This is a genomic window from Synechococcus sp. CS-1329 (assembly GCF_025128055.1).
GTDB lineage: Bacteria > Cyanobacteriota > Cyanobacteriia > PCC-6307 > Cyanobiaceae > Regnicoccus_A.
Window position 1 is genome coordinate 1 of sequence record NZ_JAHLYS010000037.1, and the last position, 16,729, is coordinate 16,729.

The window sequence follows — 16,729 nt, forward strand, 5'->3', positions numbered from 1 at the left end:
ATGTCTTGCAGAGAGGCCAACGATGCCGAAATCGGGCAGTTTGCGGCTCTGATAGCCGCCGATCCGACTTTTTGAGCCGGAAATCCACTGATGCCTGTGGAAAACTGGCTCGTGGGCTCGTTTTTCAGCAAACTCCTAAGCTGCCATTGCGCCCCTTTCCGCCATGACTCCCCACGACCTCGGCCTGCTGGCCCTGCTGCTCTCTCCGGGCATGCTGCTCTCGGTGCTGCTGCTGGCCACCTTCGCCGCCGGGGGCTGAGGGCGGCCATCGGCTCCCCTGAGCCGATGCCTGAGATAAGTTGGCCGCTCCACCGGCAGCTGCCGGGTTCGCAGACCGTCCGTGGCCGAGACCCTTCTCTTCAACGCCCTGCGCGACGCCATCGACGAGGAGATGGCCCGAGACCCCTACGTGTGCGTGTTCGGCGAGGACGTCGGCCAGTACGGCGGCTCCTACAAGGTCACCAAGGACCTCTACGAGAAGTACGGCGAACTGCGGGTGCTGGACACCCCGATCGCCGAAAACAGCTTCACCGGCATGGCCGTGGGCGCCGCGATGACCGGCCTGAGGCCGATCGTGGAGGGCATGAACATGGGCTTCCTGCTGCTGGCCTTCAACCAGATCTCCAACAACATGGGGATGCTGCGCTACACCAGCGGCGGCAATTACACCATCCCCACGGTGGTGCGTGGCCCCGGCGGAGTGGGACGCCAGCTGGGGGCGGAGCACAGCCAGCGCCTGGAGGCCTATTTCCACGCGGTGCCGGGCATCAAGATCGTGGCGGTGAGCACCCCCACCAATGCCAAGGGGCTGATGAAGGCCGCCATCCGCGACAACAATCCCGTGCTCTTTTTTGAGCACGTGCTGCTTTACAACCTCAGCGAGGAGATTCCCGAGGGGGATTACATCTGCTCTCTGGATCAGGCCGAGGTGGTGCGCGAGGGCACCGACGTGACGATCCTCACCTATTCGCGCATGCGCTACCACTGCCTCAAGGCGGTGGAGCAACTGGACGCCGATGGGGTCAGTGTGGAACTGATCGATCTGGTCAGCCTCAAACCCTTCGATCTCGAGACCATCACCCGCTCGATCCGCAAGACCCACAAGGTGATCGTGGTGGAGGAGTGCATGAAAACCGGTGGCATCGGCGCCGAACTGCTGGCCCTGATCACCGAGCACTGCTTCGACGATCTCGACGCCCGACCCATCCGCCTCTCCAGTCAGGACATCCCCACCCCCTACAACGGCGCCCTGGAAAACCTGACGATCATTCAGCCGCATCAGATCGTCGAAGCGGCCCGCCAGCTCAAAGCGGGCACGATCTGAGATGGCACGCCAACAGGGGCTGTTCGCCCTGATCCTGGCCCTGGCGATCGCCGCCGGGGCCGTTCTGTTCAGCTTTCCCCTCCAGCTCGGGCTCGACCTGCGCGGCGGCAGTCAGCTCACCCTGCAGGTGCTGCCGGCCGGGGCCATCAAAACAGTGAAACGGGAGCAGCTGGAGGCTGTCAAGGAGGTGCTCGATCGTCGGGTCAATGGGCTTGGCGTGGCGGAATCCACCCTGCAGACCATCGGTGACGACCAGTTGGTGCTGCAGCTGCCGGGCGAGCAGGACCCCAGCCGGGCCGCCAAGGTGTTCGGCACCACCGCCCTGCTGGAGTTCCGCGCCCAGAAGCCAGGCACCGAAGGCGAGATGCAGGGTCTGCTGCGGCTCAAGCGCCAGGCCCAGTCGGTGCTTGAGCTCAGCCGGCGACGGGCCTCAGCCGATGCGAACCAGTCCGCAGCCCCCGGCCAACCGCCAGCACCGGCCCCCAGCTTTCCCGCCGAGGATTTGGCCAAGGCCCTCGGGGATCTCGGGGTGACGGTGCCGGCGGGAGCTGGTGAAACCGAGCAGATCGAAGCTCTGCTCGATGAAGTGAACAAGCGGGTGGTGGCTCTCTACGAACCGGCCACCCTCACCGGCAAGGACCTGGTCACCGCCGGCCGCCAGCAGCAGCAGACCGGCAGCGGCTGGGATGTGACCCTCAACTTCAACCGCCAGGGCGGCGAGGGCTTCGCCCGGCTCACCCAGTCGATCGCTGGCAGCAACAGGCTGCTGGGCATCGTGCTCGACGGTCGCTCGATCAGCGAGGCCTCCGTGAGCCAGGAATTCGCCGCGGCCGGTATCACCGGAGGCGCCGCCAGCATCACGGGTAATTTCAGCGCTGAGGAAGCCCGTGATCTGGAGGTGCAACTGCGGGGCGGCTCCCTGCCCCTGCCGGTGAAGATCATCGAGGTACGCACCGTCGGTCCGCTGCTGGGGGCCGAGAACATCCGCACCAGCCTGGTGGCGGCCCTGGCCGGCCTGGCCCTGGTGGCCGTGTTCATGGTGGTGGTCTACCGGCTGCCAGGGGCCGTGGCGGTGGTGGCCCTGAGCCTCTACGCCCTCTTCAACCTGGCCACCTACGCCCTGATTCCCGTCACCCTCACCCTGCCGGGCATCGCCGGCTTCATCCTCTCGATCGGCATGGCGGTCGACGCCAATGTGCTGATCTTCGAGCGGGTGAAAGAGGAGCTGCGCTCGGGCAACACCCTGATCCGCTCGATCGACGGGGGCTTCTCCCTGGCCTTCACCTCGATCCTCGATGGCCACGTCACCGGATTGATCAGCTGCATCGCCCTGTTTGCCCTGGGAACGGGCCTGGTCAAGGGCTTTGCTGTCACCCTCGGCATCGGTCTGCTGCTCAGCCTGTTCACCGCCCTCTCCTGCACCCGAGTCCTGTTGCGCCTGATGATGAGCTACCCAAACCTGCGGCGCCCCACTTACTTCCTGCCCAGCCGCCAGCTGCCCTCGCCGGCCGCCTGAGCACCCATGACCCCCTCCCCAGCCCCAGCTTCATCGGCGACGCCATCGCCAGTCCTGCCGCCGATCCAGTACTTCCGCATCACCCGTCATCGGCGCATCGCCTGGTGGGGGTCGGCTGTGGCCTGCCTGATCAGCCTGATCGGCATGGCTCTCTGCTGGCTCAACCCCGCCATCGGCGCCCCGCTCAAGCCCGGCCTGGATTTCACCGGGGGCACCAGGATCCAGCTGGAGCGCGCCTGTGATCCCAACTGCCCGGCGATCACGGTGAGCCAGGTGGCGGAACAGCTCGAGGATCTGCAGCTGCCCGAGGACGCCGGTGCCTCAGTGCCAGACCTGCGGGGCTCACCGGTGCAGGTGCTGGACCAGGGGAGCTCGATCGAGCTGCGTCTGCCCAGCCTCAGTGCCGAACAGGGAACCGCCGTGATTGAGCAGCTGGCCGGCAGCCTGGGACCCTTCAAGCCGGGTGGCACTTCGGTGGACACGATCGGCCCCACTCTCGGAGCCCAGTTGCTGCGCAGCAGCCTGATCTCCCTGCTGGTGAGCTTTGCGGCCATCGCCCTCTACATCACTCTCCGCTACGACAGGGTCTTCGCCTTCCTGGCAATCCTCGCTCTGGCCCACGATGTGCTGATCACCACCGGGCTGTTCGCCTGGCTCGGGCTGCTGCTGGGGGTTGAAGTGGATTCCCTCTTCGCCGTGGCTCTGATCACTGTGGCCGGCTACTCCGTCAACGACACCGTGGTGGTGTTCGACCGGATCCGTGAACAGAAGACAAGCCTGGAAGCCTTCCCCTTCAGTGATCAGGTGGATGTGGCGGTGGATGCCACCTTGACCCGCTCGATCTACACTTCGCTCACCACCCTGCTGCCCCTGCTGGGCATCCTCTTCTTCGGTGGCAGCAGCCTGTTCTGGTTCTCCGTGGCCCTCACCGCCGGCATCGGTTTCGGCAGCTGGTCGAGCATCGGTGTGGCTCCCACCCTGCTGCCCCTGTTCAGCGGCAAGGGCTTCGTGAGTTCAGCTCCAGAGGATGGGGCGTCCCCCACCGGCGCAGCTTGATGCGGCGTTTCCCGCCGCTCATTCCCGTCCTGCTGGCTCTCCTGGCCCTCGGCGATCTCGGCACGGAACTGCGCCTGCTGGCCGACCATTTCACCTGGGCGTCCCTGCTGGCGGCGATGCAGCAGCACCCCCTGGCCGTGGCGGTGCTGCTGCTCACTCCCAGCCTGATCAGGCACTACCGCTGATCAGGTCCAGCGGTCCATCACCTGCTCCACCAGCACCCGCTGGGACACCACCTGCAGCACCACCACCAGCGGCAGAGCCAGCAGCACCCCCGGCAGCCCCAGCAGAGCACCGAGGCTCAGCTGCGCCATCAGCGCCACGGTGGGCAGCAGATTGACCGTGCGGCTGAGCAGCAACGGCGTGAGCACGAAGGCTTCCGCGTTCTGCAGCAGCAGGCGCAGCACCAGCACCTGCACCACCTTGGCTGGAGAAATCAGCAGGGCCACCGCCAGCGGCAGGGCCGTGGCCACCGTGGGACCGATCGTGGGCACGAAGGTGAGCAGGCCGCAGACCAGGCCACTGAGCAGGGCCAGCGGCAGCCGCAGCAGCGCCAGGCCCGCCCAGGTGAGCAGAAAGACCGTCACCGCCGAGATGGTCATCCCCGCCAGCCAGCCGCCGAGGGCCTCGCGCCCCTCCCGCAACAGCGCGCGCATCGACCCACGCCAGAACTGGGGCGTGGCCGCCAGCACCAGCCGCTGGTGGGGTTTGGGATCGAGGGCCAGCAGGATCGCCAGCAGCACCATCAACAGGATCTGGATGGTGGAATTGGCGGCGCCCCCCGCCACCCCCAGCAGCTGGCCGCCCAGGGGCTGCAGCTTCTCCCAGGTGGCCAGCTCCAGCAGTCGCTGCTCGAAGCCACGAAAGGCCACCGAGCCCCCCGCCAGGTCGCCCAGACGCTGCAAGAGCACCGGCAGCAGCTCAGTGAACTGATTGGCCTGCTGCAGCAGCTCAGGCAGCAGCAATTCCGACACCTTCCAGCCCACCACCACCAGGGCCGCAATCACCAGGGCCACGGCGCTGGGGCGATTCAGGGGCAGCCGGCGGCGCAGCAGAGTGACTGGCACATCGAGGGCCACCGCCACCACCACGGCGCCGAAGAGGACCAGCAGCACCCAGCGCAGCTCCCAGACCAGCAGGGCCAGCAGCACAAGGGCCAGGGTCCCCAGCAGGGCACGGCCGTTCATGGCGACAATCGCTGACGCTTCCAGGGATCCAGGATGTCGTGGATCAGCACCTCACGCACGATCACCTGCACGCACACCGCCATCGGCAGGGCCAGCAGCAGACCCAGCGGCCCGAACAGCACGGTGAACAGGAACTGGGCCGTGAGGGTGAGCCCCGGCAGCAGCCGCAACTTGGCGTGCATCACCGATGGCGTGATCACATAGCTCTCCAGGTTCTGCACCACCACGTAGAGCCCCAGCACGGCCAGGGCCTTCCAGGGGGCCTCAAGCAGGGCCACCGACATCGGGAAGATCGTGCTCAAGGTGGGTCCCACATTGGGGATCACGTTGAGCAGGCCCGCCAGCAGGGCGTTGGCTACCACCAGCTTCACCCCCAGCAGCGACAGGCCGATGCCCGCCAGCAGGGCCACGCAGATGGAGCTGATCACCACTCCCACCATCCAGTCGCTCAGGGCCGCACCACAGAGATCGAGCACCTGGCGCAGGCGCCGGCGATAGAACGAGGGGGCCAGCAGAAGCAGCACATCGCGGTAGGCGGTGGGCTGGGCCGCCAGCATCAGGCTCACCGCCAGCACAAACACCAATTGCAGGGTGCCGCTGCCGAGGTTGCTGGCCAGGCCCACCAGCCGCAGGGCCCCGCCACCGAGACCACCGAGCAGATCGGGGCTGGGTCCATTGGTGGGCCAGAACTGCTGGAGCCACTGCAGCGAACCGTCATCACGGCCGTAGAGCACCCGGCTCAGATTGCCCAGCGTGCGGCGGACCAGGCCGATCAGCACATCCGCCGCATCGGGCAGCTTGGCGAGCAACTCCGCGAACTGCTCCGCGAAGGGCGGGATCAGCACAGCGCCTCCCACCACCACCACCAGGGCCAAGCCCCCCAGGCTGGTGATCAGGGCGAGGGGCCTGGAGCAGCCGGTCCGACGGCGCACAGCCCCCACCAGGGTGCAGATCGCCATCGCCAGCACCACGGCGGCAAAGAGCTGCAGCAGGATCCCGCGCAGGCTCCAGAACAGGGCAATGGCGGCAATGATCGCCGCCAGGCCCAGCCATTGACCGAATTTCAAGCGCTTTCGGGCTCGCCCTCAGCGGCCGGCTCTGGGCTGGCCTGATCCGCTGCGGAGTCCTCGTCCTTTTCGGCGAAGCCGAGGCCATGGCCAGCGGCGTAGCGATCGGCGAAGCGCATGAAGCGATCGAAATCCTCCTCCGTCTTCCAGGTGTAGGTGGCCTCAAGGGCGCTGGCTTTGCCGTTCACGAAGCGCGCTTTCACCTCCCGGGTCACCAGTTCACCCTCCTCATCGAGCAGGAACATCCCGGTGATGTCACCCATAGTTTCAGGAGCGAGCGCCAGGGGTTGCTCGAACACGAACAGGGCCTGGCCGGTTCGTCCATCGCGAGAACGGGTCAGCCGGATATCGGGGATCACGGGTTCGTCCACCCCGCGAAAGAACTGAATGGCCGTCATCGGGGTAGGGCAAAGGCCGATCCTAAGCAGACTCTCCGATCGGGCCTTCACAGTCTGCAGGAGCTTGACTCTGCAGCTGTTGCTGTTGGAGCGCGCTGGCGGAACGCTCCTCGTCCCAGTCGTGCAGGTCGAGGCAGTGGTGGGCGGCGCCGGGCTCCGGTCGCCGCCGCTGGCGCTCCAGCTCGTGGTCATAGCAGCGGTCGTAGTAGTCGAGCATCCAGCGGCAGGCCTCACTCCAGTCGCGCCGCTCGATCGCCGCGAGGGCGTCCTGGGTGCGCTGCGGTCCCAGTCGCCGGGCGATCCTGCGGGTCGCCTCCGCCAGGTCCTCGGGATCCTGCACCCCGTAGACCGCCACCAACCGGCGCAGGCGCTCCTCCAGGGGACGACGGATCTCCAGCACCGGAGCAGCCTGCATCTGCCGCCAGAGGCCCGCCGGGATGCGGCAGCGCCCCACCTGGGCACTTTCCGCCTCCAGCCAGATCGGAGCGGCGCCAGCGCAGGTCAGAAGAGCCGCCGCCAGACGGTTCTCGTAGTGCTCATTGCTGGGCTGTGGCGGCAGCCCGAGCCCCCCGAAGCTGCTGCCGCGATGGTGGGCCAGCCCCTCGAGATCCACCACCGCCAGCCCACGGCGGCTCAGCTCCAGCAGCAGGTCGGTCTTGCCGGTGCCGGTGCGCCCGCCCAGCAAGATCAACGGCCAGGGGCGCTCGAAGCTGGCCAGCACCCAGCGCCGGTAGGCCTTGTAGCCCCCCTCCAGCAGCTGCACCTGCAGGGCCAGGGTTTCGGCCAGCCAGCCGACGCTGGCGGAACGCATGCCGCCCCGCCAGCAATGGAGGCGCAGGGGTCCGGCCCCGCCGGCTGGCTGGTGGGCCAGCAGCGCATCCCCCAGGGCCGCCAGCTTCGGGCCCACCAGAGCCAGTCCCGCCTGCACCGCCGCCTGGGAGCCCTGCTGCCTGTAGGTCAGTCCCACCTCAGCGCGCTCCAGGTCGCTGAACAGGGGCAGGTTGCGGGCCCCGGGAATGTGACCCTGGGCGAATTCCGCCGGGCTGCGCACATCCAGCAGCGTTCCTTCGCCCGCCAGGAAGGCATCGATCGCCAGCCACGACGCCATCGCGCCCCACCTCCATGGACCTTGCCTGACATAGTGGGCCCACGCCGGCCCGGCACAGGCCCGCCGAACTTCATGCTCTCCGGTCCACCCGCCTCCGCCACGACCAGCGCCGAGCAGCTGCTGGAGCGTTTCAGCTCCAGCTCCCCGCGTCAGCGGCGGAGTCTGCTTCCCCAGATCGAGGCCCGCTCCCAGGAGCTGCGGCCCCTGCTGCTGGATGCCCTCAGCCGCCACGATCCCGACGGCGACGACTGGATCGCCGGCCTCTGGATTCAGCTGCTGCTGGCCGAGGACGACAGCCACAGTCAGGCTCTGCTGGAGCGCCATCCCCAGGGCTGGCTGAAGGCAGCCAGTGCTGACGGCGTGGCCTACGCCCCCCTGCAGGAGGCCCTGGCCCAGGGCTCCTTCGAGCTGGCCGATCGCATCACCAGTGAGGTGCTGCGCCAGCTGGCAGGCAGCGAAGCCGTGCGGCGGGGCTACGTCTATTACAGCGAGGTGGCTCCCATGCCCAGCCTCGATCTCACCAGCCTCGATCGGCTCTGGGTCTGCTACTCCCGCGGGCGTTTCGGGTTTTCCGTCCAGGGGCGGCTGCTGAGGGTCTGCAACGGCCGCTGGGAGCAGCTCTGGCCAAAGCTGGGCTGGAAGAGCGAGGGCATCTGGACCCGTTATCCCAGTGCGTTCCAGTGGAACCTGGAGGCGCCGGAAGGGCATATGCCGCTGATCAACCAGCTCCGGGGCGTGCGTCTGATGGATGCCCTGCTCACGCACCCGGCCTTACAACAACGAATCAGCACGGGCTGAACCGCCGGGAGCCCGGAGCGGTAGGGTCAAATCGAGCCATGGTTGGTGTGGATGCCTCGGCGCCTGATCAGTCCGCTGCAGTGGACCGACTACATCACCCCATCGACCCTTCAGCTGGCTCCGTTGCTGGAACTGCTGCTGGAGCCGATGGCCACGGCGGCCAACCTGGCCGAGCTGCAATTGGGCCTGCAGGAGGCCCTGGTCAATGCGGTGCGCCACGGCAATGGCGGCGACCCGCGCAAATGTCTGCGCATCCGCCGCATCCTCAGCCCCAATTGGGTGATCTGGCAGATCCAGGATGAGGGCGGCGGCGTGCCGGTCTGTGCCCGCACCAGCGCCTTGCCCGAGCGCAGCGATGCCTGCCGCGGCCGGGGCTTTTTTCTGATTCACCACTGCTTCGATGACGTGCGCTGGAGTGGCCGCGGCAACCGTCTGCAGCTGGCGGCCCAACGGCACCGGGCCTGAGCCCGGAGCCCGAAAGCCGGATCAGTGGCCGTGGCTGGGGCAGCCTGGATCGCGCAGATCCCCCTTCAACCAGGCCAGACCGTGCTCCAGCAGTTCGATCGCCCGCGCCTGAGCCTCTCCATCCAGCCGCTGGGGGGGGCTGTCCTCGGCCAGCAGATGCACCAGCGCGGCCGCCAGCTGCTCGGCCGCCCGCCTGGGTTTGTGGCCCTTGAGGGCGTGCCAGTCGCGGCCATCGATGGCCAGGAGTCGTTGCAGTTCCTCCGCCAGTTCACGGCTGCTGGTCGGCCAGGTCTGGGGGGATCCGCTCCGCGTGGCGGCAGCGGGCGCTGGGGAAAGCGGCACTGGACGGGAGACATCGTGGGGATCCATCCTGACGCGATGGCCAAGCCTTCGGGGCGTCAAGCGCGGCGCCGCTCCACCCATTCGTCGAAGCGGCCGTCCCGCCGCCGCTCAAGCTGGCTGCACGGGCTCTCCACCCTGCTCAGCGTGGCCAGCCAGGGGGAGCGCCTGGCGGAGCAGGAGCGGGACAGCCCCACTGAACTCTCCAGCTCCGGCCGGCGACTGGGCCAGCGGCTGGAGCTCGGTCAACGTCTGCTCAATCCCCTGCCCGCTGTCCTGAGGAGCGAGCCCTCCCAGGAGCAGTGGCTCTGGCGTGCCCTGCGCTGGGGCGGCGGCGGGCTGATCCTGGCCTGGTGGCTGCTGCGCTAGGCCGCCAGCACCAGCTCAGGGGCCGCCTCGATCACCTCCACCAGAAAAGGACTGCCCACAGCGAAGGGGCCACCACTGGCAAACAGCACATCCTTGGTGGGCGCCGGCAGCGGGCGCTGCAGCTGGCTGCGCTGCCAGGCGTGGTAAAGCGAGCGGCGGTGGCGATCCTCCTGAAACACGAGCCGGTCGGCGCCCGAGCTGGGGCTCTCACCCGCCAGCAGGGGGGTACGCAGGCGAATGCCATAGCCATGGGCCTCGATCTGCACATGGCCTTCCATCAGAACCGTCTGAAAGGACCAGCCCTGGAGCCAGCGCAGATGAAAGGGATTGGACATCAGGCGAAACACCCCGAGTAACGAAAACCTATTCACATTCGGCAAATCCTGCAGGATCTGGCCGAGCGATGGGCTTCCGGCACCGCTGACTCCGCTCAGGCCAGGGGCTTGCTGGCGCACCAGACCCGGGTCATGAAGTGGGAGTGGGCACTGATGCCGGCGAAACCAGCCTGGGCCAGGCGCGCTTCGATGTCGTCGGAGATGTAGTCGCGGTAGTAGGGCTCATGGAAGGCCCGGCGGAAATTCTCCAGCACCGCGGCGAACTCGGGGGAATCGGCCAGCTGGATCGAATCGGCCAGCACCAGCACACCGCCGGGCTCCATCACCCGGAAGCACTCCTGCAACACGTTCTGGCGGGCTTCAGGCGGGAGCTCATGGAAGAGGAACACGCAGCTCACCGCCTGGAAGGTGGCGTCGGCGAAGGGCAGCGCCTCGCCATTGCCCTGCACCAGCTGGGGCAGCTCCCCCGGCAACTGGCTGAGGCAACGGTTGGCCTCACGCAGATAGGAGGCCGAGAGATCGAGGCCCACCAGCTGGATCTCGCCCAGGCCCCCGCGCAGCTGACGCAGGGTGCGGCCGGTGCCGGTGGCCACATCCAGCAGACGCAGCTGGCCGGGCGAGCGCTGGGAGAATGCCCTCAGGCCCCGCTTGAGCGGGGCAATCAGGCGGCGACGCATGGCATCGGCGCTGCCGTTGAACAGGATCTCCACCTGAAGGTCGTAGAGGGCGGCGGAGTGATCGCTCAGGTAGCCATCGGTCTGGTGGTGAAAGTTCTGGAGGTAATAGGCGGGGTAGTCCTCGGGACGCACATCACGGGGCAGGTCCCGCACCTTGCGCTGGGTGCGGCGGTTCCACTGGCGGGGGGTGTCCAGCCAGACCAGGGGATAGCGGGCCGCCCAGTCGAGCCAGGGAGCATCGAAGAGCAGAGAGGGCGGGTAGAGGCCGCTCTCGGCCTCCTGCCAGTCGGTCTCCAGCAGCCGGTCCATCGAGGCCTTGAGGGCCATGGTCATCGGCGCCGGCACCGGCACCGTCTGGGGGGCGCCCTGGGGATCCACCAGGCGCATCAGCCGGCCACCCAGCTCCTTATGGGCCAGACCCATGATCGTCTTGCCCTGCTGCAGGGCCTGGTAGGCGAACTTGCTGACGGTGTCGGGCATGGGGTGCCGGGGAAGAGGCGGCGCTCAAGGTCCTCCATTTCAGCCGATCCGCCTGGTCGCCGCGAGGTTCAAGCGTCGTAGTAGAGGCTGAATTCGTAGGGATGGGGTCGCTGCCGCAGCTGTTGCACCTCCTCGGATTTGAGGGCGATCCAGGTGCTGATCAACTCTGAGCTGAACACATCCCCAGCCAGCAGATAGTCATGGTCGGCCCCGAGGGCCGCCAGCGCTCCCTCCAGGGAGGCGGGCACCGTGGCGATCCGGGCCAGATCCTCTGGAGGCAAGCTGAACAGGTCGAGGTCCATCCCCTCGCCCGGGTCGATCTGCTGACGGATGCCATCGAGCCCGGCCATCATCAGAGCGGAGAAGGCCAGGTAGGGATTGGCCATGGCATCGGCGCTGCGGAACTCCAGACGCTTGGCCCGGGGGTCATCGCCGCTGAGGGGAATGCGCACCGCTGCGGAACGATTGCCCTGGGAATAGACCAGATTCACTGGCGCCTCGAAGCCGGGCACCAGGCGCTTGTAGCTGTTGGTGGTGGGGTTGGTGAAGGCCAGCAGACTCGGGGCATGGCGCAGCAGTCCGCCGATGTACCAGCGGGCCGTCTGGGAAAGGTCGGCGTAGGTGCCCAGTCCGAAGAACAGCGGTTGGCCCTCGCGCCAGAGGCTCTGGTGCACATGCATGCCGCTGCCGTTGTCGGCGAAGACGGGCTTGGGCATGAACGTGGCGGTGCGGCCGTATTTACGGGCCACATTGCGCACCACGTACTTGTAGATCATCACGTTGTCGGCCGAGTTGATCAGCTCGGCGAACCTGATGCCCAGCTCCTGCTGGCCAGCGGCCGCCACTTCGTGGTGATGCTTCTCGATCGGCACCCCCAGCTGAGCCATGGTCAGCAGCATCTCGCTGCGGATGTCCTGGAAGGTGTCGCTGGGGGGAACGGGGAAGTAGCCCTCCTTCGCGTTCATCTTGTAGGCCAGATTGCCGCCCTCCTCCAGCCGGCCGCTGTTCCAGCCAGCTTCGATCGAATCGACGCTGTAGAAGCAGCCCCCCTCACTGGAGCCGTAGCGCACGTCCTCAAACAGGAAGAACTCCAGTTCAGGGCCGAAGTAGGCGGTGTCCGCCAGACCGGTGCCAGCCAGATGAGCCAGGGCCCGCTGGGCCAGGGAGCGGGGACACCTTCCATAGGGCTCACCGCTGCGGGGCTCCTGGATCGAGCAGATCAGACTGAGGGTCTTGTGACGGAGAAAGGGGTCGATCCAGGCCGTGGTGGGATCGGGCACGATCGCCATGTCGGATTCGTGGATCGCCTTCCAGCCCCGGATCGAGGAGCCATCGAAGGCCAGCCCGGTCTCAAAGGAGGCCTCATCCAGCAGGTCGGTGCAGACGGTGAGGTGCTGCCACTTGCCATGGAGATCAGCGAACTTGAGGTCGATCAGCTCAATGCCCTCCTCCCTGATCTGGCGAAGCACGTCCTGGGCTGAGTTGGCCATGGGGGCAGAGAAGAGCGGAGGGGAGAAAGGCGGGCCACTGGCCGCCGAAGGCGCCAGCAGGGACCGAGACTTGGGGCAATCCCGCAGGCCCTTGATGTCTGTTGTAACCCTCGCTCGGTGCCCGGGGATGGGGAAGCCGGGGGCCCGGGCTGCGTAACCGTTTCTGTCAGATTGGCCAGATCCCATGTCTGGACAGGGATCTGGCCAAACTCAGGTGCTAGCTTCCGCAGCAGGTGAGACGATCTCAACGTCATGCGCGATGCCATCACCGGTCTGATCGGCCGGTATGACCAGCTGGGGCGCTACCTCGATCGCGACGCGATCGACCGCATCGCCACCTACCACTCCCAGGCCGAAGTGCGTCTGGCCGCCGTGGAACTGATCAACCGTGAGGCGGCGGAGATCGTCCGCGATGCCAGCCGGCGTCTGTTCGAGCAGGATCCCGAACTGCTGCTGCCCGGTGGCAACGCCTACACCACCCGTCGGCTGTCCGCCTGCCTGCGGGACATGGACTACTTCCTGCGTTACGCCAGCTACGCGCTGGTGGCCGACGACCCCACCATCCTCAACGAGCGCGTCCTCAACGGCCTCGACGACACCTACAAGAGCCTGGGGGTGCCCACGGGGCCCACAGTGCGCAGCATCGTGCTGTTGGGTGAAGTGCTGGCCGAGCGGCTCTCCGAGGCAGGCCTGAACCCAGGGGAGCTGATCCGCGCTCCGTTCGAGCACATGGCCCGTGGCCTGGCCGACACCAATGTCAGGGCCAGCTGAGAGCCACTGGCTCCCTGCTTAGGCTGACGTCCACCGATCCTTCGTTGCTCTGCAGGTCTTGGTCACCCTGTCTTCCTCCCTTTCCACCGCCCCCGCGGACATCGTCAGCGATCGCCACCGGCTGCAGCTGGGGCCCATCGCCACACCGGATCGCCTGCTGCTCGGCCCAGGTCCATCGAACGCCCACCCCACGGTGCTGCAGGCTCTCGCCCGCAATCCGATCGGCCACCTGGATCCGCTCTACATCGAGCTGATGTCAGAGGTGCAGGATCTGCTGCGCTACGCCTGGCAGACCGAGAACCGGCTCACCATTCCCATGAGCGGCACCGGCAGTGCCGCCATGGAGGCCACCCTGGCCAACACCATCGAGCCGGGCGACAAGGTGCTGGTGGCGGTCAAGGGCTATTTCGGCCTGCGCCTGGTGGATATGGCCGGGCGCTACCGAGCCGAGGTGGCCACGATCGAGCGCCCCTGGGGCGAAGCCTTCACGCTCGCTGAGATCGAGCAGGGCCTGATCAAGCACCGCCCAGCGATCCTGGCGATGGTGCATGCCGAAACTTCCACCGGCGTCTGCCAGCCGATGGAGGGTATCGGCGAGCTCTGCCGCCGCCACAACTGCCTGCTCCTCCTCGACACGGTCACCTCCCTCGGGGCCGTGCCGCTGCACCTTGACGCCTGGGGTGTCGACCTGGCCTACAGCTGCAGCCAGAAAGGACTGAGCTGCCCCCCAGGCCTTGGCCCCTTCACCATGGGCGAGCGGGCTGAGGCCAAGCTGGCGGCCCGCAGCGGCAAGGTGCCCAACTGGTACCTGGATGTCTCGCTGCTCAACCAGTACTGGGGCAGCAACCGGGTGTATCACCACACCGCCCCGGTGAACATGAACTTCGGCATGCGCGAAGCCCTGCGCCTGCTCGCCGAGGAGGGCCTGGAGAACGCCTGGAGCCGCCACCGCAGCAACGCTGAGCGCCTCTGGACGGGCCTGGAGCGCCTCGGCCTGGAGCTGCACGTGCCCGATCACCTGCGTCTGCCCACCCTCACCACGGTGCGCATTCCCGAGGGCATCGATGGCAAGGCCTTCTCCCTTCACCTGCTCAACAGCCATGGCATCGAGGTGGGCGGTGGTCTCGGTGCCCTCGCCGGCAAGGTCTGGCGCATCGGCCTGATGGGGTACAATAGCCAGCCGGAGAACGTCGATCTGCTGCTCAACCTGCTGGAGACGGAACTGCCCGCCTTCCGTCAGTCACCAGCTGCGGCAGCGATCGCCTGAGCTCGCCGCCAGCGCCTGAACCAGCTCTCCAGCAGCTCGCGGGCCTCCGGCCCGCGCACACCCGCCAGCACCTCCATGTGGTGATGGGCACTGGGGTCTGCCGCCAGATCGAGGCAGCCGCCCAGGGCACCGCGCTTGGCATCAGCGGCGGCGAACACCACCCGACCCATACGGGCCTGGATCAGAGCGCCGGCGCACATCGGACAGGGCTCCAGGGTCACCAGCAGGCTGCAGGCATTGAAGCGCCAGTCGTCGAGCAGGCGGGCGGCCTGGCTGAGCGCCACCAGCTCGGCATGGCCCAGGGGATCCTGCTGGGTCTGACGACGGTTCGTACCCCAGCCCAGAGCCTGACCAGCTCCATCGAGCACCACGGCCGCCACAGGGATCTCGCCGGCCTCACCCGCCCGCCGGGCCATCCGCAGCAACCGCTCCATCCAGAGCTGCTGACTGCTGAGCGGCAGGGGGGCAGGCGGGCGCATGGCATCAGGCCGCGGCCGGCCCCAGTCACAGGAGAGAATGATGGCCCCGACCGCCTTGCCCTTGGCCGTCACGCCACACCAGGAGCGGGCACTCGATCCCCTGCCCTTCGCCGCACCGGACGCCTTTGATGCGGATCTGGAGGCTTTTCTCCAGGACGCCTCCCATCAGCTCTGCCACTGGCTGGGATCCGCCGTGAGCCGTCCGCCACTGCCGGGGCTGAGCTTGCTGCCGGCCGTGGAGCCGGAGCACAGGGGGCTGGGCGCCGAGCGGCTGCTGGCGGATCTGCATCTGGTGATGGAGGGGGCCTACAACCCCAACCACCCCGGCGCCCTGGCCCACCTCGATCCACCCCCTCTGAGCGCCTCGCTGGTGGGGGATCTGATCTGCGCCGGACTGAACAACAATCTGCTGGCCGAAGAACTCTCCCCCTCGCTCAGCCGGCTGGAGCGCAGCCTCTGCGGCTGGCTGGCCAGGCGGCTGGGCCTGGGGGAGCACTCCGGCGGAGTACCCGCCAGCGGTGGCAGCCTCAGCAATCTGATGGCCCTGGTGACGGCCCGGGAAAGCCGCGGCCTGCGCGGCGTTTCTGAGGCCGTGGTCCTCTGCGGCCTCGACAGCCACACCTCGCTGGAGAAGGCCGCGATGGTGATGGGTCTTCCGGCCGCATCCCTGCGCCGTCTGCCCCTCGATCACGACGGCCGCCTGGAGCCGGAGCGGGTGGCTGAGTGCCTGGAGGCCCTGAGCGCCGCTGGCCTGCCGGTGATCGCCCTGGTGGCCACCGCCGGCACCACCGTGCGCGGAGCCGTGGATCCCCTGGTGGCACTGGCCGCCCTCTGCCGCCGCCATGGCGTCTGGCTGCACATCGATGCCGCCATCGGCGGGGTGCTGGGCCTCAGTGAACGCCACCGCCAGCGGGTGGAAGGTCTGGCTCTGGCGGATTCAATCACGATCAACCCGCAGAAGCTGCTGGGAATCACCAAGACCTCCTCGCTGCTGCTGCTGGCTGATCCCTCCGCCCTGGAGCGAAGCTTCGCCACGGGCCTGCCCTACATGGAGCTCAGCCGCGAAGGGGGCCATGGGGGCGAGTGCGGCCTGCAGGGCAGCCGCGGCGCCGAGATTCTCAAGCTGTGGCTGGGACTGCGCCAGCTGGGCCTCGAGGGCATCGAGGCCGTGATCGAGGGGGCGATTCAGCGGCGGCGCACTCTGCAGCAGCTGCTGCAGAGTGCGCATGAGACCGGCGAGCTCAGCCTGCTGAGCGGCCCGCTGCACCTGCTGGCCTTCCGGCCCAGCCAGCTGGGGGCCAGCGGCTGCGAGCAGTGGTCGCAGCAGTGCCGCCAGCAGCTGCTCGCCCACGATCTGATGCTCTCGCGCCCCCGTTATCAGGGAAAGCACCACCTCAAGGCGGTGCTGGGCAATCCCCACACCGAGGAGGAGCATCTGCAGCTCCTTGCCGCGCTGGTCCGTCAGTCGTTGCCGCCACGCACCAGCGGTCATGGTGGAGCCGGCCCAGGCCCCAGTGAGCAGCAGCCATGAGCGATCAGCAACCCCAGAGCAATCCCCGCGGACGCTGGGTGGCCATCGTCACCGGTGCCCTGTCGATCCTGA

Annotated in this window: 19 protein-coding genes; 10 read left to right on the top strand and 9 right to left on the bottom strand. The window is 67.6% G+C overall.

From position 1 onward, the window contains the following. Positions 1-340: 340 nt before the first annotated feature. Genes KQ304_RS09080 through KQ304_RS09095 form a run of 4 tightly spaced genes read left to right on the top strand, consistent with a single transcriptional unit; the run spans position 341 to position 4,081 of the window. Complete coding sequence (locus tag KQ304_RS09080) at positions 341-1,324, top strand: pyruvate dehydrogenase complex E1 component subunit beta (RefSeq protein WP_259736783.1); 984 nt, start codon at positions 341-343, stop codon at positions 1,322-1,324. A gap of 1 nt (position 1,325) precedes the next feature. Then, positions 1,326-2,840, top strand: a complete 1,515-nt coding sequence (gene secD, locus KQ304_RS09085; protein WP_259736784.1) for a protein translocase subunit SecD — start codon at positions 1,326-1,328, stop codon at positions 2,838-2,840. 6 nt (positions 2,841-2,846) lie between these two features. Then, the gene (gene secF, locus KQ304_RS09090; RefSeq protein ID WP_259736785.1) at positions 2,847-3,896 is read left to right on the top strand and encodes a protein translocase subunit SecF; all 1,050 of its coding nucleotides are present in this window, start codon (positions 2,847-2,849) and stop codon (positions 3,894-3,896) included. Next, a complete protein-coding gene (locus KQ304_RS09095) occupies positions 3,896-4,081 on the top strand; it encodes a hypothetical protein (RefSeq protein WP_259736786.1) in 186 nt (61 codons plus the stop codon). Before secF ends, KQ304_RS09095 begins: the two co-directional genes overlap by 1 nt. Here the strand turns inward: KQ304_RS09095 and KQ304_RS09100 are convergent, their stop codons facing one another. Genes KQ304_RS09100 through mnmH form a run of 4 tightly spaced genes read right to left on the bottom strand, consistent with a single transcriptional unit; the run spans position 4,082 to position 7,656 of the window. After that, positions 4,082-5,083, bottom strand: a complete 1,002-nt coding sequence (locus tag KQ304_RS09100; RefSeq protein ID WP_259736787.1) for an AI-2E family transporter — start codon at positions 5,081-5,083, stop codon at positions 4,082-4,084. Beyond that, on the bottom strand, positions 5,080-6,150 hold the full coding sequence (locus KQ304_RS09105; protein ID WP_259736788.1) for an AI-2E family transporter: 1,071 nt from the start codon (positions 6,148-6,150) through the stop codon (positions 5,080-5,082). Before KQ304_RS09105 ends, KQ304_RS09100 begins: the two co-directional genes overlap by 4 nt. Continuing rightward, complete coding sequence (gene psb28, locus KQ304_RS09110; RefSeq protein ID WP_259736789.1) at positions 6,147-6,548, bottom strand: photosystem II reaction center protein Psb28; 402 nt, start codon at positions 6,546-6,548, stop codon at positions 6,147-6,149. Before psb28 ends, KQ304_RS09105 begins: the two co-directional genes overlap by 4 nt. 22 nt (positions 6,549-6,570) lie before the next feature. Next, positions 6,571-7,656, bottom strand: coding sequence for a tRNA 2-selenouridine(34) synthase MnmH (gene mnmH / locus KQ304_RS09115; protein ID WP_259736790.1), 1,086 nt, complete (start codon positions 7,654-7,656; stop codon positions 6,571-6,573). 72 nt (positions 7,657-7,728) lie between these two features. Between mnmH and KQ304_RS09120 the strand changes: the two genes are divergently transcribed. Both KQ304_RS09120 and KQ304_RS09125 read left to right on the top strand, forming a co-directional pair. Further along, complete coding sequence (locus tag KQ304_RS09120; protein WP_259736791.1) at positions 7,729-8,454, top strand: GUN4 domain-containing protein; 726 nt, start codon at positions 7,729-7,731, stop codon at positions 8,452-8,454. Between the two features lie 51 nt (positions 8,455-8,505). After that, positions 8,506-8,919: an ATP-binding protein gene (locus KQ304_RS09125; protein ID WP_259736792.1), complete on the top strand. Its 414-nt coding sequence runs from the start codon at positions 8,506-8,508 to the stop codon at positions 8,917-8,919. A gap of 21 nt (positions 8,920-8,940) precedes the next feature. Here the strand turns inward: KQ304_RS09125 and KQ304_RS09130 are convergent, their stop codons facing one another. Continuing rightward, a complete protein-coding gene (locus KQ304_RS09130; protein WP_259736793.1) occupies positions 8,941-9,288 on the bottom strand; it encodes a DUF6439 family protein in 348 nt (115 codons plus the stop codon). A gap of 9 nt (positions 9,289-9,297) precedes the next feature. Between KQ304_RS09130 and KQ304_RS09135 the strand changes: the two genes are divergently transcribed. Further along, complete coding sequence (locus tag KQ304_RS09135; RefSeq protein ID WP_259736794.1) at positions 9,298-9,627, top strand: hypothetical protein; 330 nt, start codon at positions 9,298-9,300, stop codon at positions 9,625-9,627. Here KQ304_RS09135 and KQ304_RS09140 read toward each other — a convergent pair. From KQ304_RS09140 to glnA, 3 genes are all read right to left on the bottom strand, one after another. Continuing rightward, positions 9,624-9,962 (bottom strand): copper-binding protein, encoded by a 339-nt coding sequence (locus KQ304_RS09140; protein WP_259736795.1) that lies wholly within the window; start codon positions 9,960-9,962, stop codon positions 9,624-9,626. The two genes, KQ304_RS09135 and KQ304_RS09140, sit on opposite strands and share 4 nt — an antisense overlap. A 95-nt stretch (positions 9,963-10,057) precedes the next feature. Then, on the bottom strand, positions 10,058-11,119 hold the full coding sequence (locus KQ304_RS09145) for a class I SAM-dependent methyltransferase (protein WP_259736796.1): 1,062 nt from the start codon (positions 11,117-11,119) through the stop codon (positions 10,058-10,060). Positions 11,120-11,187: 68 nt separating this feature from the next. Beyond that, complete coding sequence (gene glnA, locus KQ304_RS09150) at positions 11,188-12,609, bottom strand: type I glutamate--ammonia ligase (protein ID WP_259736797.1); 1,422 nt, start codon at positions 12,607-12,609, stop codon at positions 11,188-11,190. A gap of 252 nt (positions 12,610-12,861) precedes the next feature. Here glnA and KQ304_RS09155 point away from each other — a divergent pair, with 252 nt between their 5' ends. Next, positions 12,862-13,380 carry an allophycocyanin subunit beta gene (locus KQ304_RS09155; RefSeq protein WP_259736798.1) on the top strand — a complete coding sequence of 173 codons (519 nt, stop codon included), beginning with the start codon at positions 12,862-12,864 and terminating at the stop codon, positions 13,378-13,380. A 58-nt stretch (positions 13,381-13,438) separates the two neighbouring features. Then, positions 13,439-14,647 (top strand): alanine--glyoxylate aminotransferase family protein, encoded by a 1,209-nt coding sequence (locus KQ304_RS09160; RefSeq protein ID WP_259736799.1) that lies wholly within the window; start codon positions 13,439-13,441, stop codon positions 14,645-14,647. Here KQ304_RS09160 and KQ304_RS09165 read toward each other — a convergent pair. Then, positions 14,617-15,126, bottom strand: a complete 510-nt coding sequence (locus tag KQ304_RS09165) for a nucleoside deaminase (protein ID WP_259736800.1) — start codon at positions 15,124-15,126, stop codon at positions 14,617-14,619. The two genes, KQ304_RS09160 and KQ304_RS09165, sit on opposite strands and share 31 nt — an antisense overlap. A 37-nt stretch (positions 15,127-15,163) precedes the next feature. Between KQ304_RS09165 and KQ304_RS09170 the strand changes: the two genes are divergently transcribed. Further along, the gene (locus tag KQ304_RS09170; RefSeq protein ID WP_259736801.1) at positions 15,164-16,657 is read left to right on the top strand and encodes an aminotransferase class V-fold PLP-dependent enzyme; all 1,494 of its coding nucleotides are present in this window, start codon (positions 15,164-15,166) and stop codon (positions 16,655-16,657) included. Positions 16,658-16,729 lie beyond the last annotated feature (72 nt).

What these genes read in the sequence shown, in the direction of transcription:
- secD (WP_259736784.1), top strand. Translation starts at nt 1,326, where the DNA reads ATGGCACGCCAACAGGGGCTGTTCGCCCTGATCCTGGCCCTGGCGATC.
- secF (WP_259736785.1), top strand. Translation starts at nt 2,847, where the DNA reads ATGACCCCCTCCCCAGCCCCAGCTTCATCGGCGACGCCATCGCCAGTC.
- KQ304_RS09095 (WP_259736786.1), top strand. Translation starts at nt 3,896, where the DNA reads ATGCGGCGTTTCCCGCCGCTCATTCCCGTCCTGCTGGCTCTCCTGGCC.
- KQ304_RS09100 (WP_259736787.1), bottom strand. Translation starts at nt 5,083, where the DNA reads ATGAACGGCCGTGCCCTGCTGGGGACCCTGGCCCTTGTGCTGCTGGCC.
- psb28 (WP_259736789.1), bottom strand. Translation starts at nt 6,548, where the DNA reads ATGACGGCCATTCAGTTCTTTCGCGGGGTGGACGAACCCGTGATCCCC.
- mnmH (WP_259736790.1), bottom strand. Translation starts at nt 7,656, where the DNA reads ATGGCGTCGTGGCTGGCGATCGATGCCTTCCTGGCGGGCGAAGGAACG.
- KQ304_RS09120 (WP_259736791.1), top strand. Translation starts at nt 7,729, where the DNA reads ATGCTCTCCGGTCCACCCGCCTCCGCCACGACCAGCGCCGAGCAGCTG.
- KQ304_RS09125 (WP_259736792.1), top strand. Translation starts at nt 8,506, where the DNA reads ATGCCTCGGCGCCTGATCAGTCCGCTGCAGTGGACCGACTACATCACC.
- KQ304_RS09130 (WP_259736793.1), bottom strand. Translation starts at nt 9,288, where the DNA reads ATGGATCCCCACGATGTCTCCCGTCCAGTGCCGCTTTCCCCAGCGCCC.
- KQ304_RS09135 (WP_259736794.1), top strand. Translation starts at nt 9,298, where the DNA reads ATGGCCAAGCCTTCGGGGCGTCAAGCGCGGCGCCGCTCCACCCATTCG.
- KQ304_RS09140 (WP_259736795.1), bottom strand. Translation starts at nt 9,962, where the DNA reads ATGTCCAATCCCTTTCATCTGCGCTGGCTCCAGGGCTGGTCCTTTCAG.
- KQ304_RS09145 (WP_259736796.1), bottom strand. Translation starts at nt 11,119, where the DNA reads ATGCCCGACACCGTCAGCAAGTTCGCCTACCAGGCCCTGCAGCAGGGC.
- glnA (WP_259736797.1), bottom strand. Translation starts at nt 12,609, where the DNA reads ATGGCCAACTCAGCCCAGGACGTGCTTCGCCAGATCAGGGAGGAGGGC.
- KQ304_RS09155 (WP_259736798.1), top strand. Translation starts at nt 12,862, where the DNA reads ATGCGCGATGCCATCACCGGTCTGATCGGCCGGTATGACCAGCTGGGG.
- KQ304_RS09165 (WP_259736800.1), bottom strand. Translation starts at nt 15,126, where the DNA reads ATGCGCCCGCCTGCCCCCCTGCCGCTCAGCAGTCAGCAGCTCTGGATG.
- KQ304_RS09170 (WP_259736801.1), top strand. Translation starts at nt 15,164, where the DNA reads ATGATGGCCCCGACCGCCTTGCCCTTGGCCGTCACGCCACACCAGGAG.